The sequence below is a fragment of the Vallitalea longa genome (assembly GCF_027923465.1).
GTDB lineage: Bacteria > Bacillota > Clostridia > Lachnospirales > Vallitaleaceae > Vallitalea > Vallitalea longa.
Window position 1 is genome coordinate 344,335 of the sequence record NZ_BRLB01000001.1, and the last position, 25,822, is coordinate 370,156.

The following is a 25,822-nucleotide window of genomic DNA, read 5'->3' on the forward strand; positions in this document are numbered from 1 at the left end:
TTAAGCTACCTCCAATGCATATTGCACATGATAGTTTTGACTATTGCCTCTTATTAGTGCCGGATAATTATTTTCTTTAAGCCAATTCTCTACCTTTTTAATAACCGAATCAGCATATTTATAAACTGTCCCCTGCCACTTTCCTTTACCTTCAAAGAATGCTTCTTTTTCATCTTCTGATATATCAAGCTGCTTAATTAATTGTGATATTGCTGTTGTTGCAGGTTTACCACTCTTAGACATTACCCCTAATCTTTTGGCTATTTGAGTTGTATCAAAGTATTGTTTCTCTGATTTAATTTCTATAGGCAATAATAGATTAGCTTTTTCTTTATATAGTGTTTTAAGAGTCAATGCTTTTATTCCTGGTGATAAATTTGCTTCGTCTATTACATTTGTTAATATTTCAGCTGCTTCATTTACTGTGCTTAGACTTTCTGATTTAATTTCTATATGCTCATTTCTGAATTCAAAATATTCATCCAATATCTGATCGTACTTTTCCCAAGATAAATCATCTTCAAATATCTTTATTAACTTAGCATATCCTCTTTCGGATAATAACCATAAATATTTCATTGCATTAAGTGCATTTTGTGTAAATAATCCGCTATCCCTCAGACGGATAGCGAAATTACTATCTTTCAAATCTATAATATCTATCCCTATTTTAAATCTTTTTATATTCTCGTTAATTCGTTCATTTACCTTATTCTGAGATTTATTATGTAATTTTGCAATAACCATTGCTAACATACACTTTTTCCCTTTTCCAAAACCACCCTCAATATGAGGAATTTCTATTCCACATACTTCTGTTTTTCCAACTAATTTTAGTTCATTCATCTATATCAACCCTTTCTAATTTGCACATATTAATTGTTCGGATATCCTTAAATTTAGTATAACATATGAATCTTTAATAATTATAAGGACTAAATAATTTTTGTGCATATTACCTACGCACTAAACATTGACAATAATTTACCAAATGAGTATTTAAGCATATTTCCAATTTACATATATTTACATCATTTTTTTGCACTTAACTAAACATTTTTTATAAAAATAGTCATTGTAATTTTTAACAAAATTTAGCCACTTATATTTTCTATAGTAAGTAGGCTAAATAAATACTAGTTATCCATCTTCCTCTTTTGAGTTAACTGTTTTATTATCTCATTACCAAATACAGCTATAGCAGCAATAATGACCGATTGTATTACAGCAGTTACAATTACTACTGGTGTAAACTTACCCTCTATCACTACACCCATATAAATAATGGTAATAAATAAGCTTACACCTAAAAGAATAATAGGTATAAGCCACTCTGCAGTAAATGCTGGTATTTTCTTTAGAAATAACCCTAAACAGTATAAAAATATAATTAATACAAATAACTCTGGTCTTATAAAACTAATTATTGAATTCCAATCCATGTTAATATCTCTCCTTTAAATTTATTATATAATCCTGAATCCTTTTATCTTAACTAAACAAGTCTTTACACTTGTTTTAATCCATACTTTTTAACTATATAATTCTCCATTCTACTTAGAAACACCATTAACTGCTCTTCTGTCACATTATTTTTAGGTCCTATACCATCATTAATACCTTCTTTTTTACAATGTTTCCATGATTCTTTAGCCCAAGATGATATATTTTCTTGATTTATTATTAGTTCTATGGTGTTAAATACAGACGAATAAGAAGAACCATATATCTCTTTATAAAGCTTTTGTAAATCTTCTGTTATGTAACTTCTGTCTATAATTACTTTTCCTATATAATGCCCTCCACCTATGAATTTACCTTTATTTGTAACACCTAATATTTCTAACATTCTAGTGAATTGACTTTTAGATATTGTTAAACAGCCAGCAAAACAAGCAGCATTTTTATAATCATCAATAGGTCTTGAATGAATATCAATTCCAGTACTACCAGGATAACCTGATCTTCTAATAACTGGCACACTTTCATTTCCTAATCCAAGTTCCATAGCATATTTACCTTTATGTAGTTTGGAATATACATTATATACACCTAATTCTAATGTTGGTGTTGGTGTATCATCATTATACTTTCCTTCTCCCATAGGAATATCTGGTAAGGTACTAGCACTAGTTGTATAAAATAACTCTCCATCTTTAGTTATTATAGCAAATATAGCTCCCATCCTGCCTTTTGGATGTAATGTAATATCTTTTATAGCTTTGCCTTTGTAGTTTCCTAAACCTTCAATAAACAATAATACGTTATCATTTTTTAAGTAAGGTTTTTCTTTAATGTGCTTGTTATAAATCTCCACTATTTTGTCTTTCATGAACTCACCCTTCCTTTATTATTATTGTATATAAGCACTAATGGCTAATAGGGTACTTATGATACCTACTAGCCATCCAATATATTGCCTATATTCTTTTTTGTTATTCCTGCTATTCTCTAATTTTTGTACCCTGTCTCCTACATCATTTATAGTCTGTCTAAGTCCATTATAGTCTCTTATCAAGGTCTTTGTTTCTGCCATTTCTATAGTTACATCACTAATCTCTTTAGTTACTCTTTGCATTGTTTCATAGAATTCTTTTTGACTTACTGCATCTGGCATATTACACCCTCTATACTTGATCAAAATAAGATTGAAAATGTTAAACAGGAAAAACGTGCTAGAAATTGGGCTTATGAAAAACTTATAAACATAGAAGACTTTATGTCGGCTTATAAATATGGTTGTTCTAATCAATATGAAATAGCTGAATATTTTAATGTAACTGAAGAATTCTTAATAAAAGCCGTCAATCGTTATAAAGAAAAGTATGGATTATATTATAAAACAGATAATTATATTATTTATTTTGAACCACTAGGTATACTAGAATTTTATAATAAGTAGTTATCTTATTATCTGTTTAGTTTAAAACGTAGAGGAGGTTAACTTATTGTGTAAGGTGGAGTAAGGAAAAGAGGTAAAAAATGGTATTATTATTTTGAAGCTGGAAAAGTCAATGGAAAAAGAAAAAAAATAGAAAAAGTAGGTGGGCTCACAAAAAAAGAAGCTGAAAGAGCTCTAAGAAAAGCCCTTGATGAATACGAAAGATGTGGATCACTTATAAATGAAAGTGATATATCTATTTCAGATTACTTTGATTATTGGTTTAAACAATATGTAATGATTAACTGTAAGTATAATACACAGGACTATTACAATAGAATAATAAATAATCATATAAAACCTGCTTTAGGTATATATAAGTTAAAAACAATAACACCTGCAAGACTTCAGGAATTCATAAACCAAAAACATATATCTGGCTATTCCAAAAACTCAATAGTAAATTTTTATGGTGTTCTTTCAGTAGCATTTAAAGCAGCTGTATACCCTTATCAATTCATTAAAATAAATCCAATGCACTATGTAAAAGTACCTAGAACACAAAACCATGATCGAGGAAAAGATGATTTAAAAGTTATTACAATGCATGATTTTAACACCATAATTAAAAGATTTTCATATGGAAATACATTTTATGTTCCCATCCAAATAGGATTTAATACTGGTATGCGTGCTGGAGAAGTTTGTGCTCTGACATGGGATTGCATTGACTTAAGAAATAATTCAATAAAAATCCTAAAAACTCTTATTGGAAAAGGGAAAGGAATATGGGAATTAGGTACACCTAAAACTAAAACTTCTTATAGAACTATTACAATTGGTACTACCCTTAACAATATATTAAAAAAGCACCATAAATGGCAACTAGAAAACAAATTAAGATATGGTAAATATTATACTGATTCAAATTATGTTTGTACAAAAGAAAATGGTAAATTAATTACTACAGATAGTATTAAATATCTTAGTAGAGTCGTCAATTATGAATTAGGTATCAACTTTAATTTTCATTCATTAAGGCATACACATGCGACTATGCTTCTAGAAGCTGGAGCAAATATTAAAGATATTCAAGAAATATTAGGACATGCTAAACTATCTACTACTATGGACACATATTCACATGTAACTAATAAAATGAAAAAAGAAACTGTTGAAATATTTGAAAACACAATAAAATAATTTGCCACCGACTAAGTACTGACGGTGGCAGTAAGGTGGCAATTTAATATTTTTCTTTTCTATAGCAACTGAAAACCCTGTATTTATCGGTACAATTTACAAATTGTTTCAACGTGCACCGTATGCGGAAACATATCCACACACCTAACTCTCTCCACCTCATACCCTCTCTCCAAAAACACTTTCAAATCCCTAACCAACGAAGTCGGCTTACAACTAACATAAACAATCTGCTTAACACCAAAGTCAATAATCTTCTCAAGAGCCCTAGGATGAATTCCATCTCTTGGTGGATCCAATACAATAATATCTGGTTTATCCTTAAGTTCATCAATAACTTTCAAAACATCCCCAGCAATGAACTCACAGTTACTTAATCCATTTAACTTAGCATTCTCCTTAGCCGCCTCGACAGCCTCTTCAACAATCTCAACCCCCACCGCTTTCTTAGCAACAGGTGCCAACATCTGAGTAATAGTCCCAGTACCACTATATAGATCAAAAATAACCTTATCCTTAGTCTCTCCTACGTAATCCCTTACAACCGAATACAATTTCTCAGCTCCAAGAGAATTAGTCTGAAAGAATGAAAATGAAGAAATACGAAATTCGAGTCCCAGTAATTTCTCTACAAAATAATCTCTTCCATACAGATTCCTAAGTTCATCCACTTTAACCGCATCAGCAAGATTATCATTGATAGTATGCATTATAGAAACAATCTCACCATCCAGATTACATTCAACCAATTTACCAATCCACTCACTAAGATCAATATCCATCTGAGATGAAGTAACTAGGTTAACAAGGATTTCATTAGTTTTTACTGCTTTCCTAACTATCAGATACCTGAGATACCCTTCATGAGTCCTCTTATAATAATAAGGTATATCTCTCTCAGAAAAATAATCTAAAGTAGTTTTTAAAATTATATTGAAATCGTCGCTTACTATCTTACAATCATCAGCAGTCACAATATCATATAATGAAGCTCTTCTATGTAACCCTAATGCCAGAGGTCCATCTTTATATTCATCTCCGAAACTATATTCCATTTTATTACGATACTGAAATACATTAGGGCTTCTAGTTATACCTTCATACTGAAAGTCTGTATCTAACGTATTCAATAACTCTAGAACCTGAGACTCTTTCAATTTAAGCTGTTCTTCATATGGTAAAGATTGATATAGACATCCTCCACATTCTCCAAACACCTTACAAGGTGCCTCCTCTTCTAAAGGTGATTTCTCTACTATATCTAATGCCCTCGCTACTATTTTATTCTTCCTCTTCTTAGTAACGACAGCTTTTACTTTCTGTCCTGGTATTACATTCTTAACAATAACCTTTTCTTCATCTATGTTAATAATTCCCTTATTAGGAAATTCAACTTTCTCAACAACACCTTCAATAATATCCTTTTTTTTCATCTATTGTCTCCTTAATAACTGTAATTATTTAGATTATTAAACATCTATCATACGCTCTTATTTCATATGCTTAAAAAGTATGACTTTCCTATAATGTAAAAATAGCGGAGAATTTCTTTCTCCGCTGTAATTCATGCTTATTATAACTATTCTTCAGATTGTGTTTGTTCTTCTTCTGCTGTATCATTATTGTCATCAGTATTATTTTCTTTGTAATCCATATCTTCAAAATCTTCGTCTTCGAATTCCTCAAATTCCTCGAAATCCTCTTCGTCATCAAAATCTTCGAATTCATTTGGGGCTAGCAATTTGTATAATGCAAAAGCTCCTGCGGCAACAGTAACAACTCCAATTACCACCCAAATCCATGTCTTACTTTTATGTTCTTTCTCTTCATTATCATTACCTTTGAACTTCTTAAGCAAATCGTTGACTTGCTTGATATTAAGGAACTCTTCTTTGTTAAGTTTCTCAATCATACTTACACCAACCCTTCATTTGAATATTTTGTATAATTATACCATTATTCTTTGCATTTTTAAACTAATTTTATTCTTATTTTTATTAATATTTTATTAAAAGTATAATTTTATGCTTTCTTTAGATTAGCAAGTCTTGCCATAAGCTTTTTAACTCCAGCACTTGGGAAATTAACTGTAACTTCAAAATCTGCTCCTCCTGGTGTAATGTCCAGTACCTCACCTATGCCAAACTTAACATGCTTTACTAAATCACCTTTTACATAATTAAGTGAAAAATTACTTGGAGATGGAATATTGTTAACGTTTTTCTTAACCACATATGGATTAGTTTTCAAAAAACTATGTGCACTTTTTCTGAAGCTAGTTTTTTCATTAGGTATATCTTGAACTGATTCAGTATACTCAAGATCAAACAAGTCATTGTTGATTTCTCTAATGAATCTTGAAACTTGATTATATTGAGTCATACCTCTAATCATTCTAGAATTGGCACCTAATAGATATAACTTTTGTTTTGCTCTAGTTATACCTACATAGCATAAACGTCTTTCTTCTTCTACGTCTTCTTGTTCTCCAGAAGATATGCTCATGTAGCTTGGGAATAGACCATCTTCCATACCAGAAATAAAAACGCAGGGGAATTCTAATCCTTTAGCACTATGCATAGTCATTAGAACGACAACATTGGTTTCTTCATTATAATTATCTATATCTGCTATAAGAGCAACTTCTTCTAAGAAACCATTTAATGTTGGATTTTCCTCATTACTTTCATATTCAGTTAATTTGGATATCAACTCCCCAATATTATCAATTCTTCCATATGCTTCATCTGTACCTTCAGCCTCTAGTTCTTTAACATAGCCAGTCCTGTCTATTACTTCATTAGTCAAGTCAACAAGACTCATCGTATCCATTTCTACTCTCAGAGTTTTAATAAAATTAGTAAATGCTTCCACTTTCTTAGAAGAACGTGTCATATTTGGTATTTTACCAACTTCACAAAGTGCGTTGAAGAAATTCACATCATTATTATATGCATAATCCTCTACTTTATTAATAGTAGTTTGTCCAATTCCTCTTCTTGGAACATTTATTATTCTTTTTACTGCAATATCATCAGTACTATTATTGATAGTCTTCAAATAAGCAAGTATGTCTTTAATTTCTTTTCTTTGATAGAAAGATGTACCGCCCACAATTTTATAAGGGATATTATTGATGATGAATCTTTCCTCAATAACACGTGATTGGGCATTAGTCCTGTATAGTACTGCAAAATCTTTAAAATTTCTATCTTCTGATTCAATACCTTTAATTATCTCTGAAGACATATATTCAGCTTCAGCCTGTTCATTCTGTAGACATTTATAATTAATTAAAGCACCTGCTTCATTGTCAGTATATAATGTCTTATTCTTTCTTCCATAATTATTACTTATTACTTGATTTGCCGCATCTAATATATTCTTGGTAGAACGGTAATTCTGTTCCAACTTGATTACCTCAGCATTTCTAAAATCTTTCTCAAAATCAAGTATATTACTGATATCTGCACCTCTAAATCTGTATATAGACTGATCATCATCACCGACTACACATAGATTTTTAAATCTGCTTGCTAACAATCCAACAAAAATATATTGCACGTGGTTAGTATCCTGATATTCATCCACCATGATATATTTAAATTTATCTTGATAATAAGATAATACATCTGGACATAACCTAAATACCTCAACTGTTTTTACTAATAAATCATCAAAATCAAGAGCATTATTTTTTTTGAGCCTGTCTTGATACATGGTGTATACTTTAGAGACAACTTGACTCCTGTATTCATAAGCTTGCTTTTCGTAGTTTTTTGGTGTAAGAAGCTTGTCTTTTGCTGAACTTATACTACTTAAAATACTATTTTCTTTAAATTGCTTAGGATCAACATTAAGTTGTTTCATGCATTCACGAATTAATTTTTTCTGATCATCAGTATCATATATAGTAAAATATCGGTCATAACCAATTTTATCAATATGGCGTCTAAGTATCTTCACACATGTAGAGTGAAATGTACTAACCCATATATCTTCACTACCATAACCTACAAGGTTATCAACTCTTTCTCTCATTTCTTTAGCTGCTTTATTCGTAAAAGTAATCGCAAGAATATTCCATGGTGCTACATTTTTTTCTTCAATTAAATATGCTATTCTATGTGTCAATACTCTTGTCTTACCTGAACCTGCTCCAGCTAATATAAGCAAGGGGCCCTCTGTATGTAATACTGCTTTTTTTTGCATTTTATTCAAAGAGTCATATTTTTTATCCATATCAATTACCACCTATATAGTAGAGTTTTTCATATACCTAATATCATATCATATGAAACATTAATTCGCTAGAGCCAAATATAACTATTTACAAGGAAAACTAACTTTAAATGACTATCTTAGCTATATGAAAAACATATTATAACTTACGTTTTCTCAATGTTAGGAATCATGAACGATTCTATATAACTTATTCATTATTCAACAAACTTCTTGCTATGTAGTTTTAAATACTATATAATAAGTATAATGCATAAAATGCATATATAAAGATTTATTCAATGTTAGTTATTTTAAGCACTACTCATCAAAATAATGAGGTGATAAAGAAATGAATTACTTAATGTATATGAAAAAATTATTAAACGATCTTGAAAACATGGACCATGTTTACTCCAAAGATATTCCAAACATTAGCTTATATATGGATCAAGTCACTACTTTTATGGATGAAAATCTAGGTTCATTAAAACGTAGGGATGATGATAAGATATTAACAAAAACCATGATTAATAACTATAGTAAAAATCATATACTACCACCACCAATAAAGAAAAAATATTCTAGGGATCATATGATTATGCTAATATTTATATATTATTCAAAACATGTGCTATCCATAACCGATATTCAAAAACTTCTATCACCTATAAAAGATATGTTAGAAAACAATCCCGATTTTTCAATAGAAGAATTTTATGATAAATTATTGAATGTCCAAAAAGATGAGTTTAAACTTTTTAAGCAGCATATTGAAAAGACTATAGAAGTAGCAGCTAACACATTTAAAGACTCCGATGAAGAAAACAAAGACATTTTGGAGTTATTCAATATAATATATCTGTTAACTCTTCAAGCCACTGCTCAAAAACATCTGACCCAAAAACTTATAGATAGATATTTCAAACAAAATACAGATCCCAAAGATACTAAACCAAAAAAATAAGCTAACGTAATCGTTAGCTTTTCATTCGTGCAAAAACCATATCATAACCGTCATTTCCATAATTCAATGAACGATTAACCCTACTAATTGTTGCTGTGGATGCACCTGTTTTTTCTGCAATCTCTAAATATGTATGTTGTTCCCTCAACATTTTTGCAACTTGTAGCCTCTGAGCAAGAGATTGCAATTCATTTACTGTACAGATATCTTCAAAAAACAAATAGCACTCTTCAGAATTATTTAAATTTAATATAGCTTCAAAAAGCTTATCCAATTCGTGTGATTTAATATTCTTACTCATTATATCCCTCTCCCTTTCTTCAGGTATAATAATAAAAAACCCATCTATCTATTTATTATTACACCTATACTCCTTAATCAAATTTTACCACGATAAAATATTAAAGTAAAGGGGATAATTACCCTTTTAGATATCTTTTTAATTTTTCTACAGAGGTGTTAACAATCAACTCTTTCGGGAAATTGATTTCATCAATCAGCTTAATAGCACTATCAAATTTTCCCACATCATAAGACACGTGTGCATCACTACTTAAAATGACGGAAACATTTTCTTCCATACATTTTTGCAACATTGTCTTTATATTTTCTGTTCCCTTCCTGAAACCTTTTGGATTCATGGAACTGTTATTCACTTCTAACAATACCTCATGTTCTTTTGCCGCTTTTACAACTCTATCATAATCCAATGGAAATCTTCCATCATCAGGATGTCCTATTACTTTGACATAAGGATTTTTCATTGCACCTATTATTGCATTGGTATTCTGTTCTATATCACCAAATTCAATACATGGTGGGTGTAAACTAGCTATAACAATATCCAGTTGCTCCAATATGGTAGTATCAACATCAATATCACCATCATAGTTAATTATATTGGCTTCTATACCTTTTAGAACCTCCACCCCATTAATGAAATGAGGTATAACTGATAAATTACTAAAATAAAACATATGTGCAGATCCTGGCATTGTTGGTGCATGATCTGTTATAGCTACTAATTCAAGTCCCTTCTTAGCAGCTTGCTCTACTACTTCTTGCATTGTACTATATGCATGTCCGCTTACTATGGTATGCGTATGAACATCTAGTATATATTCCATTAAATCATATCCTTTCTACAACTGTTACCAAATGATTATTCCTATAATTCCTGCTGCAATAATATAATAAATAGGATGCTTTTTGAATTTTAAAACAGCGAACAAAGTTACTCCAAATAGTATTATTGATTTTATGTCAAAGAAATCTCTAATCATGTTAGTCTCTTTAAACAGTTTAAGGTTGAAAATCGAAACTGTCGCAATATTGACTATTGCAGTAAGTATCAAACCTATAACTGTCGCTCTAAGTCCTGTAAATATGGATTTCACAACTGGTTTTTCATTAAATTGCTTTAAAAATTTCGCTATTATCATTATAATGACGAAACCAGGTATTATCAAACCAATAGATGATAATAGTGAACCTATAATATTTCCTTGTTCATAGCCCACAAAAGTAGCCATATTTATCGCAATAGCACCTGGCGTAGATTGCGATATAGCTATCATATCAGTAAATTGTTCTTCTGTAAACCAACCAAAATCTCTTGCTTTCTGCTGAAGTAACGGTAGCATAGCTAACCCACCACCATATGTAAATAAACCTATCTTAAAAAATTCATAGAATAGTCTAGCTAGCATCTTCGTCTTTTTCCTTTCTATTATAAATAAAAATACTTACTATCACTGCTCCTATTATGATAAAAATTGGAGAAACATCAAAAAATAGTACGCATACGAATGCAACTGATAAAAATATTATTCCCCAAATATCTTTAACGGATTTTCTTACCATCTTATAAACAGAAATCACTAATAATGCTAGAACTGCTGCCCTAACACCTTTAAAAGCATTTTCTACTATAGTTATTTCTCTTAATCTACTAAAAAATGTAGATATCATTATTATAATGATGATAGATGGAGAAATAACTCCTAGTGAAGCAGCTACAGCTCCCCAGAATCCTTTACCTTTTACACCAATAAGTGCAGCAGTATTAACTGCTATTACACCAGGAATGGATTGGGCCAATGCATAACTATCAAGTACTTCTTCTTCTGTAGACCATTTATATTTTTCTACTAGTTCTTTCTCGATTATAGGCAACATAGCATATCCACCACCTATAGTAAATAGTCCTATTTTGAAGAATAACATGTAATACTTTAATATCTCTTTAAACTTTTTCATTGATAATCACCTTTACATTTAATTACGTAAATATTCAACATATTTTAACATATAATTTTCTATATTTAAAGGACAAAAATTCATAAAATGATTAAACATCAAATATTGTAACAGGTACAATCTCCTATGCATAGTATATTTATACCAAAGCAAACAGCATGAAAACAGTTGTTTACTAACAAAATAAGGAGGGTCAAATTAGTGAGGAAAAAATTGGTTAGCTTAGTAGTACTTATGATTATTGCATCGACTGCAATCCTTAGTGGATGTAATAGTAAAAGTAATCTTACAACTGTAAGACTAAACGAAGTTGTTCATTCAATATTCTATGCTCCTCAATACGTCGCTATTGAAAAAGGGTTCTTTGAAGATGAAGGTCTAGATATTGAACTTACCACAGGATGTGCAAATGAGTACATCAGTAAATAAAATCGATTACTATTTCATCATCACATACAGTTATTTTACTAACCAATTTACTTATGATAGCTTTCTTTTCATTCAAAGAACAACTATTATAAATTCCTGTTAATTGCTCAAACTTACATTTATCCTTTAACTTCTTAACATTTTCTTTAACACTATCAACATAATCTGTAATCTTTTGTATCTCTATATCTAATTTTGCTAGTTTATCTTTATTACGATTGATATTCTTAACGAATATATCCGCTTTTTCCTGATCATTATTCAATAAGCATTCATCTATGGCCATTTCATATTTATATATCAATTTTTGCAGTTTTTCTCTTAGTAATATAAAGCTATTCAACTCGTACTGTTTATTATAATTAGTACATTCTATAGTTGATAGCATTTTATTAAAATCAGCTACACTAAAATCCTTTATTTCATTAGCAATCACTTCATTAATAATGCTATCATATTTTGATATACCATATATAGTCTTTTGTGTTATTTCCTTATGCTTTTCCTTATTCACAATATGATTTGGACAGCAATAATAATAAACTTTTTTCTTGATATCTTTATTATCTTTCTTTCTATGATATTTATTATAAGAATAACCTGTTTTCAATTTACAACCACATCTACAATAAATAAGTCCACTACATAATGCATTATCACTTATAGTAGCTGCTGTAAATAATTTATTCTTGTTTTTTTTGCGTTTTTCTATTAAGTCTTGAACATGATAATAATCTTTATCACTAATCAATCTAAGTTGTTTATTATATGGTTGAATCTTATAATTGTCTTGGCTATTTCTAATAACCTTATCTCTTGTGGATCTTGTCTTATTATACGATTTTAGACCAATATATACTGGATTCTTCAATATTCGTATTATTGTTGAAGCTCTCCATAAAAATTCATTTTGTGAAAGCTTCATATTATGATTTAAGTAATATTTCTTTTTTCTAGTATAGAAGTTATTACTATTTAAATAATTAGCTATTCTTACTGTACCCATGTTTTTGTTCATATATAGATCAAAAATGATTTTCACCACTTTTGCTTCTTCTGAATCTACGACCAGCCTACTAATGTATTGTCCTTTTCTATTCATATCGTTAGTTCTAATTAATCTATATCCATATGGAAGCCCTCCTAGAAATCTTCCTTTCTCATTTTTTTCTGCAAAAGCCGATTTGACTCTCATAGAAGTCTTGATACTCTCAAATTCCGCTGTCCAACTATTAAAAAAATTAATCAACTTGTCCATATGGGAATCTGTCCTTATTTCATTATTGGTTAAGGTTTCGAAAACTCTTATATCATTATTTGATAATACTTGTAGAATGTGAGGTGCTTCATCAGATCGTCTAGTAAGCCTGTCATTATTATATATTAACAATAAATCAAAATCTCTATTTTCAGCTCTTATGAGTATATCTATTAACTCATTCCTTTCTTTCAATGGTACCTTAAACCCTGATACATCAATCTCTGTATACTCTTCAATTAATTTCACATGATTTTCTGTGCAAAAATCCTGACAGCTTTTTTTCTGCATAGCCTCATCCTGTCTATCAGTACTAACCCTGTATAATGCTATAGCTCTTAATCCTTTTATATTACACTCCACATAATCCCCCCTGGATTTTAGTATTCATTTTTTTGAATGGAAGTAATTAATATCTTGAATACTCTATTTTCCACTTCTGACTTATCTCCCTCTAATTGATGATTACATATAACTTTAATACCTTTGACATATTTAATTTCTATTTCTCCATTCTTCAAAAATATAACTCCTTATATTTAAATATATCTATTAATATGCCATACATATATTGTCCTATTAATAATATTTATTGAAAAAGATACTATCTAAAAACACTAATTAAGATTTCTTTTTGTACATTAACAAACAAAATTATAATAGATTTATGTATTATTTTGACAAAATATATAATAAAATGATATAATGTAAAAAATATACATAACTAGAATAAAAAGTATATATATCATCATTTATTCAAGGAGGAATTTTTTACATATTTAACTCAAGGGGTTATATAAATAACACTTATTTTACGGAGGTAGTTTATGAAATGGTTTAAAAATTTAAAAATAACATCAAAAATACTTATAGGATTTATTTTAGTTTCTTTAATAACTGGTGTAGTAGGATTTGTTGGATATTATTCAATGAACCGTATTATGGATGATCAAAATGAAATTGCTAATGTACGTCTTCCCAGTGTAGAAGCTTTGTTAATTATAAGTGAAGCTCAAACAGCTGTCATTGTTGGTGAACGAGGACTTATTAATTCGGATATATATGATGCTCAATTTAGAAAAGATCAATATACATACATTGAGGATGCCTTTGCCAGAGCTGATGCCGCTTGGGTTGTATATGCTGAACTTCCCCAGACGGAAGAAGAAGCCGTATTATGGGATAAATTTATAACTCAATGGAAAGATTGGGAAAAGAAAGAAAATGAAATTGTCAAATTGCAAAAAGAAAGAGATGAATTAGCAACATCTAATTTACCTGAAAGTATTGATAAAATTAAATCGATTGATAAACAGGTTTTAGAATCTTCTAACATTAACAGAGAACTATTTTTACAATCCGAACAAACATTAGATGATATTATTAATGTAAATATGGCTATAGCAGATGAAGCTAATGATAAAGGTAAAGATACATATGCTTCTGCCAGTCTAGTAGTTATTGTAGTTATAGTATTGGGTATATTCTTATCTATTTTCTTTGGTTTGATAATAGCTAATACAATAAAAAAACCTATCAAGAAATCAATAAACATGTTAAAAGATATCTCTGAAGGAGAAGGCGATCTGACTAAAAGACTTAACATAACAACTAAAGACGAATTAGGTAAACTCGCTAATTATTTCAATATCTTTATAGATAATATACATGAAATAGTTTCACAGGTTAAAACAAATGCTGATAACCTAGCAGAATCATCTAATCAAATTTCACTAGGTATGGAACATTCTAACGAAGGTATGGAAGAAATATCTACTGGCGTAGCTAATGTTTCAGATAGTTCTCAAAATAATGCCAGTATTGTTGAAGAAGCTACTGCTAGTATACAAGAATTAGCAAGTAATTCAGATATAGTTTCACAACAAGTCGACAATGCATTCAACGACAGTAATTCAGCGCTTGAATATGTTAATCAAGGAGCTAATAATATAAAAGAAGTAGTTAATGCCAATAGTAGGGTAAAAGAATCCACTGACCAAGTATATGATGCTATAGTTAATCTAAAAGCTTCATCAGATGAAATAGGTGAAATAGTTACAATAATAGCTAATATTTCTGAGCAAACTAACCTCCTTGCATTAAATGCTGCTATAGAAGCCGCTAGAGCTGGTGAACATGGTAAAGGCTTTGCTGTTGTAGCAGATGAAGTAAGAAATCTAGCAGAAGAAAGCAAAGAATCAGCTCTAAATATAAGCAAATTGATAACTGAAATCCAAAGCAAAGCTGATAATGCCAACGCAGCTATTTCTGAAGGTCAAGAATTAGTAGAAATAAGCGTTAAGAAATCCAATATCATCGATGACCACTTTAGAAATATATTGAATTCAATTAAAGGCATTAATGATAAAATTGAAATGATATCCAATTCAGCTAATCAACAATCACAAGTTGCTGAAGAAATGACAAAAGCTATGGACCAAATGTCATCTTCAATTCAAGAAAATGCAAGTTCTGTTCAACAGATTAACAGTGTAATGGAAGAACAGGCAAGTGCATTTGAAGAAATCGGTGCTAGTATAGAAGAACAACGAAACGTAGCTTATACATTAAAAGAAAGAACAGATAAATTCAAAGTATAATATATTAATACTGATATTAATGTTGGGAAGTATCATAATGCATTGTATTAAAATGATACTTCCCAATTATTTTTAATCCACTCTCTTCAGGTTATGTTTACTCATAATAAAAGACTGTATTCTCATTTGGAATAACATATTATAAATTGACTGATGTACTCAACAGGATGGGGCGCAGATAAATCAATGACAGCTTTAATTTCTAACAACGCAGACATAGCCTTCATGGGTTCAGAATCATCTATTTACGTCTATAATGAAGGCAAAGAAGACTATGTAATCAACTTTGCACAACTCACCCAACGTGCTGGAAACTTCCTAATAGGAAGAACTAATGAAGAATTCAATTGGGAGAATGTAAGAGGTAAGACAATAGTAGGTGGACGTCCTGGGGGTATGCCCCAAATGGTACTGGAATATATTCTGAAAAAGAATAATATTAACCCTTATGAGGATGTAGAGGTTATTACAAATATCGACTTTACCGCTACAGCTGGTTCTTTTATTGGAGGCACGGGAGATTATACAGCTGAATTTGAACCATCAGCTTCCAAAATAGAAAATGAAGGTAAAGGATATGTTGTAGCTTCATTAGGAGTAGAAAGTGGTATGGTTCCTTACACCTCATACATGGCAGAAAAAAGTTATATAAAAGCCAATCCAGAAACCATACAGAAATTCACAAATGCTATCTATAAAGCTCAAATCTGGGTTGATGAACACACTCCAGAAGAAATTTCTGAAGTTATAGCACCACAATTCAAAGATACCGAAATGGATCTATTAATCAAGATAGTTCAGAGATACAAAGATCAAGATACTTGGAGAAAAGACCCATATTTTGAAAAAGCAGGTCTTGACCTACTTCAGAATATTCTTGATTCAGCTGGTGAACTATCGAAAGAAGTAGAATATGATAAAATCATAACAACAGAATTTGCTGAAGAAGCAATCAAAAATATAGAATAAATTTAGGGCATTTCATAATTAGCAAACAAAACTATCAAACACTAATTATTGAAATGCCTTTTTTATATTTGTAACATTTAGAATACCAATTCACTTATGTGAATACTAACATCTTTCATCGCAGAAATTACTTCTTCTATATTATCTCCTAAATGCTGTCTGAAAGTCCCTGCTCCCAATACCGCTATAGGCTTAGATTCACCCGCATATAATGGAATACCTATTCTCAAAATATTTTTATTTATGAACCCTTTATCAAGAACATATCCGTTCTCCATAAAATGTGATTTCAATTCTTGTAAACACTCTCTCTTATCATTATAATCACTAAAATAAGTTTCTATAATTCGCTTCTGCTCTTCTTGCTCTAAATGTATGATATAAGGCAAAGACCAAACAATGGATTCTTCATAATAACGACTGGTATCAACACTCATCATGGTTATATTATCTTTATGTGCCTTTTTGGTTAATACAATAAACTGGTCATTAGAATATCCAATTAGCAATAAACTGATTCCAAAACGGTCACTTAATTCAACTAAATGTTTATAAGCCACTTCTTTCAGGAAATGCCATCTATTACTTTTCTCAGCTAGACTGAATAACTTCAATCCTGTTATATATTTGTTGTTTAAATTCTTCTGTATATAATCTAGATAGCGCAAAGTATGAAGATAGCGATTCAAGCTACTTACATTATAACCAGTCATCGATTGAAGCTGGTTAAAACTAACTTCCTCCTCTTTTGCTATTATCTCTAGAATCTTTAGCCCTTTCTCTAAAGCTGGAGCTGGTGTCAAAGACATTATATCACCATTCCTTTCAACTAATTATAAATCTTTCTTGATTATGTAAATTAATGCCAATAGATATAGTATACCTGCTATAACAAAAAGTATTTGAAAAATATCTAGCGAAAATATTTTCCAAGTCGGATCGATTACCCTAATGATGATTGTACTAATATTAGTACTAACAAAAGAGAACACTGCTGTAATAGCTGAATTAACTGCCATATATGATAATCTATATTCATGATCTGTTAATTTCAAGTTGACATTAAACTTAGCTATATTGAACCCTATCATAAATATACCATTTAACAAGATAAATAAAAAGTAAAATATGTGAAAATCCAAAGAAATAAAAATCCATAAAAAATGAGTAAAGCCAAAGCATAAACCAGTATATTTCAATATCTTTTTCCATCCATATCTATCCACACCTGCTCCCCACATTTTAGCAAGGAGTAATTTGACTACCGCTGTAAAACTTGCTACGAAAGCTATAAAACCATATGAAAGATTAATATATTTAATAGCATATATATTAAAGAAAGGTCTACCGAAATTCCATGCGAACATCCATAATAATGAAAATAATATAAACTGCCTATATTTAGTATCTTTTAGAGGATATGTTAAAGTTTGTCTTAATGTCAACTTACCTTTAGTTATTATAGGGTAATCATCTAGTCTTGTAATAATAAATATTTCTCCAACTGCAAAAATAATACTTATTATAAATATCATCATAAATAAGGCTGTAGTATGTTCATAGGAATCCAGAACCCTACCCACGCATAAAGGAATTAGTATACCAACACCATTAGATATCAAGTTACGTGTTGAATAATATCTTCCTTTTCTATCCATCGGAATAATTCTATCATTCCAAGCTAAAAAAGTTCCTCCCATAAGTGAAGTGAATGACATTGAAGTGAATATTATGAATAATAAAAGTATGAATCTGTAATTCTCAATAAATGGTAGAAACATTACGAAATAGAATACAATGAATCTTAAGGTTCTAGTAATAAGTACCATTTTCTTAGGACTCTTGAATTTTTCATATATCAACGGAGAAATCAACTGAAAGATATTAGTAAGAGCTATGAACCCTAAAATATATCCCATCTCATAATCTTGTAAACCTAGATAAATCATGAAGCTAGTTAAAACTAAATTACCTGGTGTAGCAATTGCTTCAAAAATATTTCTTAATCCGATACACAGTAAAAAAACATTCTTCTGCTTCATTTTATATTTTTTCATACATCCACCTTTACTTTTATATATAATAGTTTAACTACTATATATAATACCATAATATCGAATATACTTCTACATGATTATTCAAATCAATAAAATGAGCTAGGAAGATATATTTTTCTCTGGACCTAATGATTGCCATATTTTATAGTTATTTAAGTATCAAAGTTAAGTCATTAACTTACACATAATAATGTTGACTGTAATACAATATAGTATATTGAAAATAAATTGGAGGTACATATGTCTCCTTTAGTTAAAATTAAAAATCTATCCTATACTTATCACACACCAAAAGGTGAAACCAAGACTTTAGAGAATATCAACCTTGAGATTAATAAAGGAGAATTTGTAAGTATTGTAGGTCCAAGTGGATGTGGTAAATCCACATTGCTATCCTTAATTTCCGGTTTATTGCAACCATCTATCGGCGAAGTTTTCCTTGACAAATCTTTAATAATTAACGATTCTCATTATATTGGATACATGCTTCAGAAAGATCATCTTTTTGAATGGAGGACAGTATATAAAAATGTACTCCTTGGTCTAGAAATCAATAACAAAATATGTAAAGAGAGTCTTCAATATATAGACGATTTATTAAAAAAATATGGATTATATGATTTTAAGAATTATAAGCCTTCTCAGCTTTCAGGAGGTATGAGACAAAAAGCAGCTCTTATCAGAACATTAGCTTTACAACCAGAAATATTGTTGTTAGACGAACCATTTGCAGCTCTTGATTATCAAACTAGATTATCTGCCGGAGATGAGATAGGAACTATATTAAAAAAAGAAAATAAGACAGCTCTATTAGTAACTCACGATATAGCAGATGCTATATTTCATAAAAAGTTACTGAATCAACTTTTTCACACTTCAAAATACAAACAGATGATTACTATATTACTGCTGCATTTAATTATAGGTACAAAAAGCTGAATTACCAAAAACCGTCTTACTTATAGTATTCATATTTAAAATTAAAATACTCTTATCTTGTTTAATGGCCATAAGCGAATTACCACTTGACCTTCAACCTTATCTATTTCTACACATCCAAAATCCCTACTGTCACTACTATGTTCTCTATTATCACCAAGTACAAATAATTCACCTTCATGAACCTCTATTGGAAAGTCGATAATGGTTTTTTCTGTTATACCTTTAATATATGGTTCTTCTAATTCTTTATCGTTAATAAAGACCTTACCATTTCTAATATCGATTCTATCTCCTGGTACACCGATAACTCTTTTTACGTATCTCATTCTAGGATGCTTACGTTGCAACTTTCCTAGAGTATCTTCAATACATATCCCTATAGGATTGCCCCAGAAACCTTCAGGTCTATCTTTCAGAAAAACTATTATATCTCCAAATTTGGGTTCTGTAAATATGTATGATAACTTCTCAGCAAACAAAAAATCATTTTCCTTCAAGGTATTTTCCATTGAATGTTGTTGAACTTTTGTAGAAGCTAGTGCATAACTTTGAATGACAATCACACTAATAATTACAATAACCGCAAATACAACTATATCTTTTAATTCTTTTAATATTTTTTTACCCATATTTTTTACTCCAATCTCTTAATAAGTTTTTTCAGGAAGATTAAGTATATTAAGATATTTTTTTAAAATCATATTATCTTCATCCTTCACTCCTGAATAATAAAAAGTTAACTTTCTATTACTGCTAAATGATTTATCACTTCGTTCCATAATATCTTTCAGATGTCTGACTGTACCTACATTACCATCTACTATTTTAACATGTTCAGGTATAATTTCTCTAAATTGACTTTTATAAAAAGGGAAATGCGTACATCCAAGTACGATTGAACCATATTTATCTAAGTCAAAAGGTTCTAATTGTTTTCTAAGATATGATACGATTTTATTTTTATCGAAGATGAAATCTTCTGCATATTCAACTAGTTTCGGAAGTGCTAATGAATCAACTATAGAATCACTATCAACTCTTTCAACCAGATTTTTGAATTTCTCTTCTTTTAAAGTCAAATCAGTAGCTGTAACCAGAATCCTTTTATTCTTGTTGTGTTCTACAGCATATTTTACAGCAGGTTCCATACCGATAATGGGAATATCATATACTTGTCTTAACTCTCTTACTGCTATACTTGTAGCTGTATTACAAGCAATAACCAAAACATCTACCTTTTTGGATATCAAAAATTGAACTACATTATATATGTATTTCTTCACTACTTCTTTTGGCTTAATACCGTAAGGAGCATTTATAGAATCTGCATAATAAATATATTCTTCATTAGGTAGCATTTTAAGTGCTTCATTTAAAACTGTAATTCCACCTATTCCTGAATCAAAAAAACCAATTTTCAATAATATCACCTTATATTTCTAACTACTTTATTTACTAGAATTTATTTTTAAAAATGAATACAACTAGAATAATTATATCATGTTGTATTTAAAATATGAATGAAAATTTACAATAATTATATTTTATTTTCATATTCTAAAATGATGACATATTTTTTCTATAGTTATTAATTATATACCATTTAATTAATCCATTCAATAAAAAAGGCTACTACACACTAAAATCAGCTGTAGTAACCTAATACTATACTTTAAACTACCTGTTTCTATATTGTTTAAACTTAGCTTTCATCTTTCTTTTCTCTTCCAACTTAAGTTTAGCGTTTTTTTTGCTTTCAATAAATATCAATTCCCTCTTTAGCTTCTTATAACTTTTAAGCCTTTCCTCGTCTAATTCACCACTTTTTATGGCATTTAATACTGCACAGCCAGGTTCATTAGTATGAGTACAATCTCTAAATCTGCAATTCTCACTAAGAGCATTGATTTCGCTAAAAGTATCAGTTAGAACATTTTCATCTTCACCTTCACTCCATAAACCTATTTCCCTCATACCTGGAGTATCTATAATCATCCCTCCATCTTTCAGAATGATTAACTCTCTATGAGTTGTAGTATGCCTTCCCCTATCATCATCTTCTCTGGCTTCATTAACCATCATGACTTCTTCACCTAATAAAGTATTGATAAGAGTAGATTTACCTACTCCAGATGAACCTAATACAACTGATGTTTTACCTTCACTAAAATATTTCTTGATTTCGTGTATACCTGTTCCACTTATAGAGCTGATAACATGAACATTCACACCAAATGATATATTCTGTACTTCTGCTAATCGATCATTAACATTATCACATAAATCAGCTTTACTAAGAATGATTACTGGTTCTGCTCCGCTATCCCAAGCTACTGTCAAATACCTTTCTAATCTTTTTACATTAAAATTATTGTTGAGAGATGTAACTATGAATACATAATCAAAATTAGTTGCAACAACTTGCCCTTCAGTAGTATTTCCAGCTATTTTCCTTATGAATTTGCTTTTTCTAGGTAGAACTTTTTTAATTATAGCTTTTTCTTCACCATTAACGGGTGTTACTGCAACCCAATCTCCAACTGTGGGTAAAAGATCTTTACTGGCTTCGTAATATAATTTACCTGAATTGAATCCTTCTAGTTCACCATACTGTGTTACAACTCTGTAAATCCCTCTATGTTCTACTAATATACGAGCAGGTATTAATCCTTTACTATAGTAAGTAGTAAAACTCTGTTCTAATTCTTCATTCCATCCATAATCATTAATTATCATATAACATACCTTTCTTATTTCTCCAGAAAAAAATCCCAGTGCATTCTCATTGCACTAGGAATAATCTCATAAAATAAAGGTTAGTTATATATCTATTTACATTAGTAATTATCTATTTTATATAGAATAATAGACTAATCCTCTTGAAAATATAAAAAGCAAAATTTCCTTTTATACAAAAACCTAGGCAATGTTAACACTGCTCTAGGTATATAAACCAAATTATAGATTTTCTCCTGGGAGCAGTTTGATTTTAAATTGTTTGGTTAATTGGATTCTTGTAATTTCTTTTAACATAAACAACCACTCCTTTCGAATTTCTCAATTTATTAACAATATTTATTATATCATATATTCATTGGATAAAAAAGAACTTTTATTTACATAAATAAATAAAGGGCTGTTTTACACTTTATACCTTCATCACTATATAAAACAGCCCCTTATTTATTAACAACAAATTTTATCGATCATTATTTTTTATTAAAATTCAGACATAATTTATATTAATTAAGCCAATAATATTATAAGTAAATGTATTAATCATGTATTAAATCTAATAGAAACGAACTAAAAATTCATTGTATATCATTAATTTAAATATTATAGAATATCTTTTAATATTAATTCATGATATATATATAATTAAACTTTAATATATACTTGATATATATTTGATTTAATATATGTATTATAGAAATTTTTAATCTGACTAAGCATTTTTAGAAACTTCATTAGGTATACAACTGGTAAGTTTATCATTAAAAAAAATGCCATACACGTTATCGACATCTAGTTTCAAAATATCAATAATTTTTGTTACTTCACGTAAATTGAAATCAACTATACCTAGTTCTTTTCTATTGTAAGTTTTTTGTGTTATTGATAGCTTTTTTGCCATTTCTACCTGTGTGTACCCCATAGAAGCTCTGGCAGATTTTAATCTATAAGTATTCATACATTCACCTCCCAGCACTTACCATTTGAACAAGTCAATCGTACCATACCATTTGGTAAGTGTCAACTAATAGTTTGTATTTTTGGTAATACTAATTTTAATTTTGGTAAGTAAGTATTATACTATTAATGAAATATCTCAAAGGGTATATATATAACAAAAATAATTATTTAAAGTGGTGTTTAAAATGAATAATAATTCTATTGGTTATCGAATATTAAATCTTAGAAAAAAAAAGAAATTTACGCAAAAAGAATTAGCAGTAAAAGTACATGTTACAGAGGCAACAATGTCAAGATATGAAAATAACCTTCGAGAGCCTAAGGGCGAAATAATTAATAGAATTGCTTTAGCTTTAAATACTACCACTGATTATCTGCTAGGAAGAAGTAATAATTCTCTTCCTATTAGGGAGCTAGACGATAATAAATCCATAGATATCGACCTCAATACTTTTATTAAAAAGTTAGAAGACGTAGATGGTCTAAAATTCCATGGAGAATTTATTGATGAGCAAACAAGAAGTATTATCTTAAAAACCTTAATACATGCAAGGGAAATTGCTGAAGAAATGCATAGAAATAAGGTAAATCCTATTAAGCAGTAATTATGAATGCAGGTATCCTTATTGATATTTAATAATATCATACTCTACACTCTCAAAGAGCAGAAATATTAATATTTCTGCTCTTAAATTTATAATAATATTCATATACTTATAAATATAAAAATATAAGGAGCACTATTATGAATATAGGAATCTATTCTAGAAAATCCAAAATAACCGAAACAGGTGACTCAATCAAAAACCAAATTCAATTATGCAAAGAATATGCATACAAATATTTTGAAATAGGAAATGTATACATATACGAAGACGAAGGTTTTTCGGGTAGGAATACTAAACGCCCTGAATTTCAGAAAATGTTAAAAGATGCCAAAAACAGTAAATTAGATATTATCATTTGCTACAGACTTGATAGAATCAGTAGGAATGTATTGGATTTTTCAAATACACTACATATATTGACACTTAACGAAATTGAGTTCGTAAGCATCAGAGATAATTTTGATACCTCAACACCAATGGGAAGGGCTATGATGTATATAGCAAGTGTATTCGCTCAACTTGAAAGAGAAACCATAGCCGAAAGAATTAAAGACAATATGTACAAATTAGCGGAAACCGGTAGATGGTTAGGAGGAATAACACCCCTAGGATATAAATCAACTAAAATCATAGATAAATCAACAGGTAAGTATATTTCAGTACTAATTGATGATCCTTATGAAAGTAAAACAGTTAAATTAATATTTGATAAATATCTGGAATGTAGATCACTTAGCAGACTACAGATATACACTCTAGAACTTAATCTAAAAACTCGAAATGATAAAGACTTTAGTTTAAGTTCATTAAAAAAAATCCTATCTAATCCTGTTTATATGTCAGCAGATAAAAATGCATATGAATATTTTTCGAAAAATAATTGCACAATTAACATACATCAGGATACTATGAATTTCAATGGTAATTATGGAATAATGGCTTATAATAAGAATAATGAAACCAATAATAAAATCAATCAAAAAGCAATGTCCCAATGGATTATATCTATTGGTGTTCACCATCCGATTATACTATCAGCCAAATGGATACACGTACAAAAGATATTACAACTCAATAAGCACAGAACCTATTCAACGCCAAGTAAAAGAAAAGCATTACTTACTCCAATAATAAAATGCAAAAGCTGCAATAAACCTCTAAGAGTAATCAGTAAATATGAAAATAATAAAGTTAAGTATTTTTACTATAAATGCAGAGTTAAAGAACTTACTCATAGTAAAGAATGTTCCATAAGAAATCTCAATGGCAATGCAAGTGAAAAATTGATCCTTGATGCAATTGAACATTATATCTCAATCGATAAACTTATCGAAGAATTAGAATCATATGCACAAAGTGTAAATAGCAGTAATGCTAACAACAAAATTTCCAACCTGCAAAAAGAAATAACTCAAACTAAAAATGCAATATACCATTTAACTTTGATTTTATCAAGTAAAACAAATGCTGTTTCAAAATATATCATAAAGGAAATAGATAAGCTAGATACTAAATTACACTCATTGAATAAGCAATTAGATATATTAACAAATTCAACAGCTACTAAAGCAAATGATAGTTACAACATGGATTTTTTATTGAATAATGAAATACATAGTATGTTATCCCATGAACAAAAAAAATTACTGATAAATAAAACTATAAAAAATATTTATTGGGATGGAAACAACTTAGAACTAGAATTACTACATCATAAATAATTCAGTAAAGT

General features: G+C 29.5%; 28 protein-coding genes and 1 pseudogene. 10 read left to right on the plus strand and 19 right to left on the minus strand.

Going from position 1 to position 25,822, the window contains the following annotated elements:
• The 4 genes from QMG30_RS01390 to QMG30_RS01405 all read right to left on the minus strand — a co-directional run bounded on the left by QMG30_RS01390 (position 1) and on the right by QMG30_RS01405 (position 2,617).
• Positions 1–846 (minus strand): ORF6N domain-containing protein, encoded by an 846-nt coding sequence (locus QMG30_RS01390; protein ID WP_281811467.1) that lies wholly within the window; start codon positions 844–846, stop codon positions 1–3.
• 290 nt (positions 847–1,136) lie between these two features.
• A complete protein-coding gene (locus QMG30_RS01395) occupies positions 1,137–1,442 on the minus strand; it encodes a phage holin family protein (RefSeq protein WP_281811469.1) in 306 nt (101 codons plus the stop codon).
• A gap of 65 nt (positions 1,443–1,507) precedes the next feature.
• Complete coding sequence (locus QMG30_RS01400; protein ID WP_281811471.1) at positions 1,508–2,332, minus strand: hypothetical protein; 825 nt, start codon at positions 2,330–2,332, stop codon at positions 1,508–1,510.
• A gap of 21 nt (positions 2,333–2,353) precedes the next feature.
• Positions 2,354–2,617: a hypothetical protein gene (locus QMG30_RS01405; protein ID WP_281811473.1), complete on the minus strand. Its 264-nt coding sequence runs from the start codon at positions 2,615–2,617 to the stop codon at positions 2,354–2,356.
• A gap of 102 nt (positions 2,618–2,719) precedes the next feature.
• Between QMG30_RS01405 and QMG30_RS01410 the strand changes: the two genes are divergently transcribed.
• The 3 genes and pseudogenes from QMG30_RS01410 (at position 2,720) to QMG30_RS01415 (ending at position 4,084) form a co-directional block, all read left to right on the plus strand.
• A complete protein-coding gene (locus tag QMG30_RS01410; RefSeq protein ID WP_281811475.1) occupies positions 2,720–2,902 on the plus strand; it encodes a hypothetical protein in 183 nt (60 codons plus the stop codon).
• 75 nt (positions 2,903–2,977) lie between these two features.
• A pseudogene (locus QMG30_RS25205) lies at positions 2,978–3,298 on the plus strand (N-terminal phage integrase SAM-like domain-containing protein); the annotation flags it as partial.
• Positions 3,299–3,313: 15 nt separating this feature from the next.
• Positions 3,314–4,084: a tyrosine-type recombinase/integrase gene (locus QMG30_RS01415; protein ID WP_353511674.1), complete on the plus strand. Its 771-nt coding sequence runs from the start codon at positions 3,314–3,316 to the stop codon at positions 4,082–4,084.
• 83 nt (positions 4,085–4,167) lie between these two features.
• Here the strand turns inward: QMG30_RS01415 and rlmD are convergent, their stop codons facing one another.
• The 3 genes from rlmD to pcrA all read right to left on the minus strand — a co-directional run bounded on the left by rlmD (position 4,168) and on the right by pcrA (position 8,326).
• Complete coding sequence (gene rlmD / locus QMG30_RS01420; protein ID WP_281811477.1) at positions 4,168–5,517, minus strand: 23S rRNA (uracil(1939)-C(5))-methyltransferase RlmD; 1,350 nt, start codon at positions 5,515–5,517, stop codon at positions 4,168–4,170.
• 146 nt (positions 5,518–5,663) lie between these two features.
• Positions 5,664–5,996: a hypothetical protein gene (locus QMG30_RS01425; RefSeq protein ID WP_281811479.1), complete on the minus strand. Its 333-nt coding sequence runs from the start codon at positions 5,994–5,996 to the stop codon at positions 5,664–5,666.
• A 110-nt stretch (positions 5,997–6,106) separates the two neighbouring features.
• Complete coding sequence (gene pcrA, locus QMG30_RS01430; protein WP_281811481.1) at positions 6,107–8,326, minus strand: DNA helicase PcrA; 2,220 nt, start codon at positions 8,324–8,326, stop codon at positions 6,107–6,109.
• Between the two features lie 331 nt (positions 8,327–8,657).
• Between pcrA and QMG30_RS01435 the strand changes: the two genes are divergently transcribed.
• Positions 8,658–9,272, plus strand: a complete 615-nt coding sequence (locus tag QMG30_RS01435; RefSeq protein WP_281811483.1) for a DUF1836 domain-containing protein — start codon at positions 8,658–8,660, stop codon at positions 9,270–9,272.
• A gap of 13 nt (positions 9,273–9,285) precedes the next feature.
• Here the strand turns inward: QMG30_RS01435 and QMG30_RS01440 are convergent, their stop codons facing one another.
• From QMG30_RS01440 to QMG30_RS01455, 4 genes are all read right to left on the minus strand, one after another.
• Positions 9,286–9,573, minus strand: coding sequence for a YerC/YecD family TrpR-related protein (locus QMG30_RS01440; protein ID WP_281811484.1), 288 nt, complete (start codon positions 9,571–9,573; stop codon positions 9,286–9,288).
• 118 nt (positions 9,574–9,691) lie between these two features.
• On the minus strand, positions 9,692–10,399 hold the full coding sequence (locus QMG30_RS01445) for a phosphatase (RefSeq protein WP_281811486.1): 708 nt from the start codon (positions 10,397–10,399) through the stop codon (positions 9,692–9,694).
• Between the two features lie 24 nt (positions 10,400–10,423).
• Positions 10,424–10,981: a chromate transporter gene (locus QMG30_RS01450; RefSeq protein WP_281811488.1), complete on the minus strand. Its 558-nt coding sequence runs from the start codon at positions 10,979–10,981 to the stop codon at positions 10,424–10,426.
• Positions 10,971–11,531 (minus strand): chromate transporter, encoded by a 561-nt coding sequence (locus QMG30_RS01455; RefSeq protein WP_281811490.1) that lies wholly within the window; start codon positions 11,529–11,531, stop codon positions 10,971–10,973. The genes QMG30_RS01450 and QMG30_RS01455 overlap by 11 nt, the downstream gene beginning before the upstream one ends.
• A 201-nt stretch (positions 11,532–11,732) precedes the next feature.
• Between QMG30_RS01455 and QMG30_RS01460 the strand changes: the two genes are divergently transcribed.
• On the plus strand, positions 11,733–11,960 hold the full coding sequence (locus QMG30_RS01460) for an ABC transporter substrate-binding protein (protein ID WP_281811493.1): 228 nt from the start codon (positions 11,733–11,735) through the stop codon (positions 11,958–11,960).
• Here QMG30_RS01460 and QMG30_RS01465 read toward each other — a convergent pair.
• Positions 11,950–13,581: a recombinase family protein gene (locus QMG30_RS01465; protein WP_281811495.1), complete on the minus strand. Its 1,632-nt coding sequence runs from the start codon at positions 13,579–13,581 to the stop codon at positions 11,950–11,952. The genes QMG30_RS01460 and QMG30_RS01465 overlap by 11 nt on opposite strands.
• Before the next feature lie 17 nt (positions 13,582–13,598).
• The gene (locus QMG30_RS01470) at positions 13,599–13,739 is read right to left on the minus strand and encodes a hypothetical protein (RefSeq protein ID WP_281811497.1); all 141 of its coding nucleotides are present in this window, start codon (positions 13,737–13,739) and stop codon (positions 13,599–13,601) included.
• 306 nt (positions 13,740–14,045) lie between these two features.
• On the opposite strand from QMG30_RS01470, the gene QMG30_RS01475 reads away from it, so the two are divergent.
• Together QMG30_RS01475 and QMG30_RS01480 are read left to right on the plus strand one after the other, a co-directional pair.
• The gene (locus QMG30_RS01475; protein ID WP_281811499.1) at positions 14,046–15,818 is read left to right on the plus strand and encodes a methyl-accepting chemotaxis protein; all 1,773 of its coding nucleotides are present in this window, start codon (positions 14,046–14,048) and stop codon (positions 15,816–15,818) included.
• A 186-nt stretch (positions 15,819–16,004) separates the two neighbouring features.
• Positions 16,005–16,787, plus strand: coding sequence for an ABC transporter substrate-binding protein (locus QMG30_RS01480; protein WP_281811501.1), 783 nt, complete (start codon positions 16,005–16,007; stop codon positions 16,785–16,787).
• A gap of 77 nt (positions 16,788–16,864) precedes the next feature.
• On the opposite strand, the gene QMG30_RS01485 is transcribed toward QMG30_RS01480, so the two are convergent.
• The gene (locus QMG30_RS01485) at positions 16,865–17,596 is read right to left on the minus strand and encodes a helix-turn-helix domain-containing protein (RefSeq protein ID WP_281811503.1); all 732 of its coding nucleotides are present in this window, start codon (positions 17,594–17,596) and stop codon (positions 16,865–16,867) included.
• A gap of 24 nt (positions 17,597–17,620) precedes the next feature.
• Entirely contained in the window at positions 17,621–18,844 is a 1,224-nt protein-coding gene (locus tag QMG30_RS01490) for an MFS transporter (protein ID WP_281811505.1), read from the minus strand.
• A gap of 240 nt (positions 18,845–19,084) precedes the next feature.
• Here QMG30_RS01490 and QMG30_RS01495 point away from each other — a divergent pair, with 240 nt between their 5' ends.
• Positions 19,085–19,783: an ABC transporter ATP-binding protein gene (locus tag QMG30_RS01495; RefSeq protein ID WP_281811507.1), complete on the plus strand. Its 699-nt coding sequence runs from the start codon at positions 19,085–19,087 to the stop codon at positions 19,781–19,783.
• A gap of 41 nt (positions 19,784–19,824) precedes the next feature.
• Here QMG30_RS01495 and lepB read toward each other — a convergent pair whose 3' ends face one another.
• The 4 genes from lepB to QMG30_RS01515 form a co-directional block, all read right to left on the minus strand.
• Positions 19,825–20,415, minus strand: a complete 591-nt coding sequence (gene lepB, locus QMG30_RS01500) for a signal peptidase I (protein ID WP_281811509.1) — start codon at positions 20,413–20,415, stop codon at positions 19,825–19,827.
• A gap of 18 nt (positions 20,416–20,433) precedes the next feature.
• Entirely contained in the window at positions 20,434–21,207 is a 774-nt protein-coding gene (gene murI, locus QMG30_RS01505) for a glutamate racemase (protein WP_281811511.1), read from the minus strand.
• A gap of 256 nt (positions 21,208–21,463) precedes the next feature.
• Complete coding sequence (gene rsgA / locus QMG30_RS01510; protein WP_281811513.1) at positions 21,464–22,522, minus strand: ribosome small subunit-dependent GTPase A; 1,059 nt, start codon at positions 22,520–22,522, stop codon at positions 21,464–21,466.
• 712 nt (positions 22,523–23,234) lie between these two features.
• The gene (locus QMG30_RS01515) at positions 23,235–23,480 is read right to left on the minus strand and encodes a helix-turn-helix transcriptional regulator (RefSeq protein ID WP_281811515.1); all 246 of its coding nucleotides are present in this window, start codon (positions 23,478–23,480) and stop codon (positions 23,235–23,237) included.
• A gap of 187 nt (positions 23,481–23,667) precedes the next feature.
• Here QMG30_RS01515 and QMG30_RS01520 point away from each other — a divergent pair, with 187 nt between their 5' ends.
• Both QMG30_RS01520 and QMG30_RS01525 read left to right on the plus strand, forming a co-directional pair.
• Positions 23,668–24,087, plus strand: a complete 420-nt coding sequence (locus tag QMG30_RS01520; protein WP_281811517.1) for a helix-turn-helix domain-containing protein — start codon at positions 23,668–23,670, stop codon at positions 24,085–24,087.
• A 140-nt stretch (positions 24,088–24,227) separates the two neighbouring features.
• Positions 24,228–25,811, plus strand: coding sequence for a recombinase family protein (locus QMG30_RS01525; RefSeq protein ID WP_281811519.1), 1,584 nt, complete (start codon positions 24,228–24,230; stop codon positions 25,809–25,811).
• The last annotated feature ends 11 nt before the right edge of the window (positions 25,812–25,822 follow it).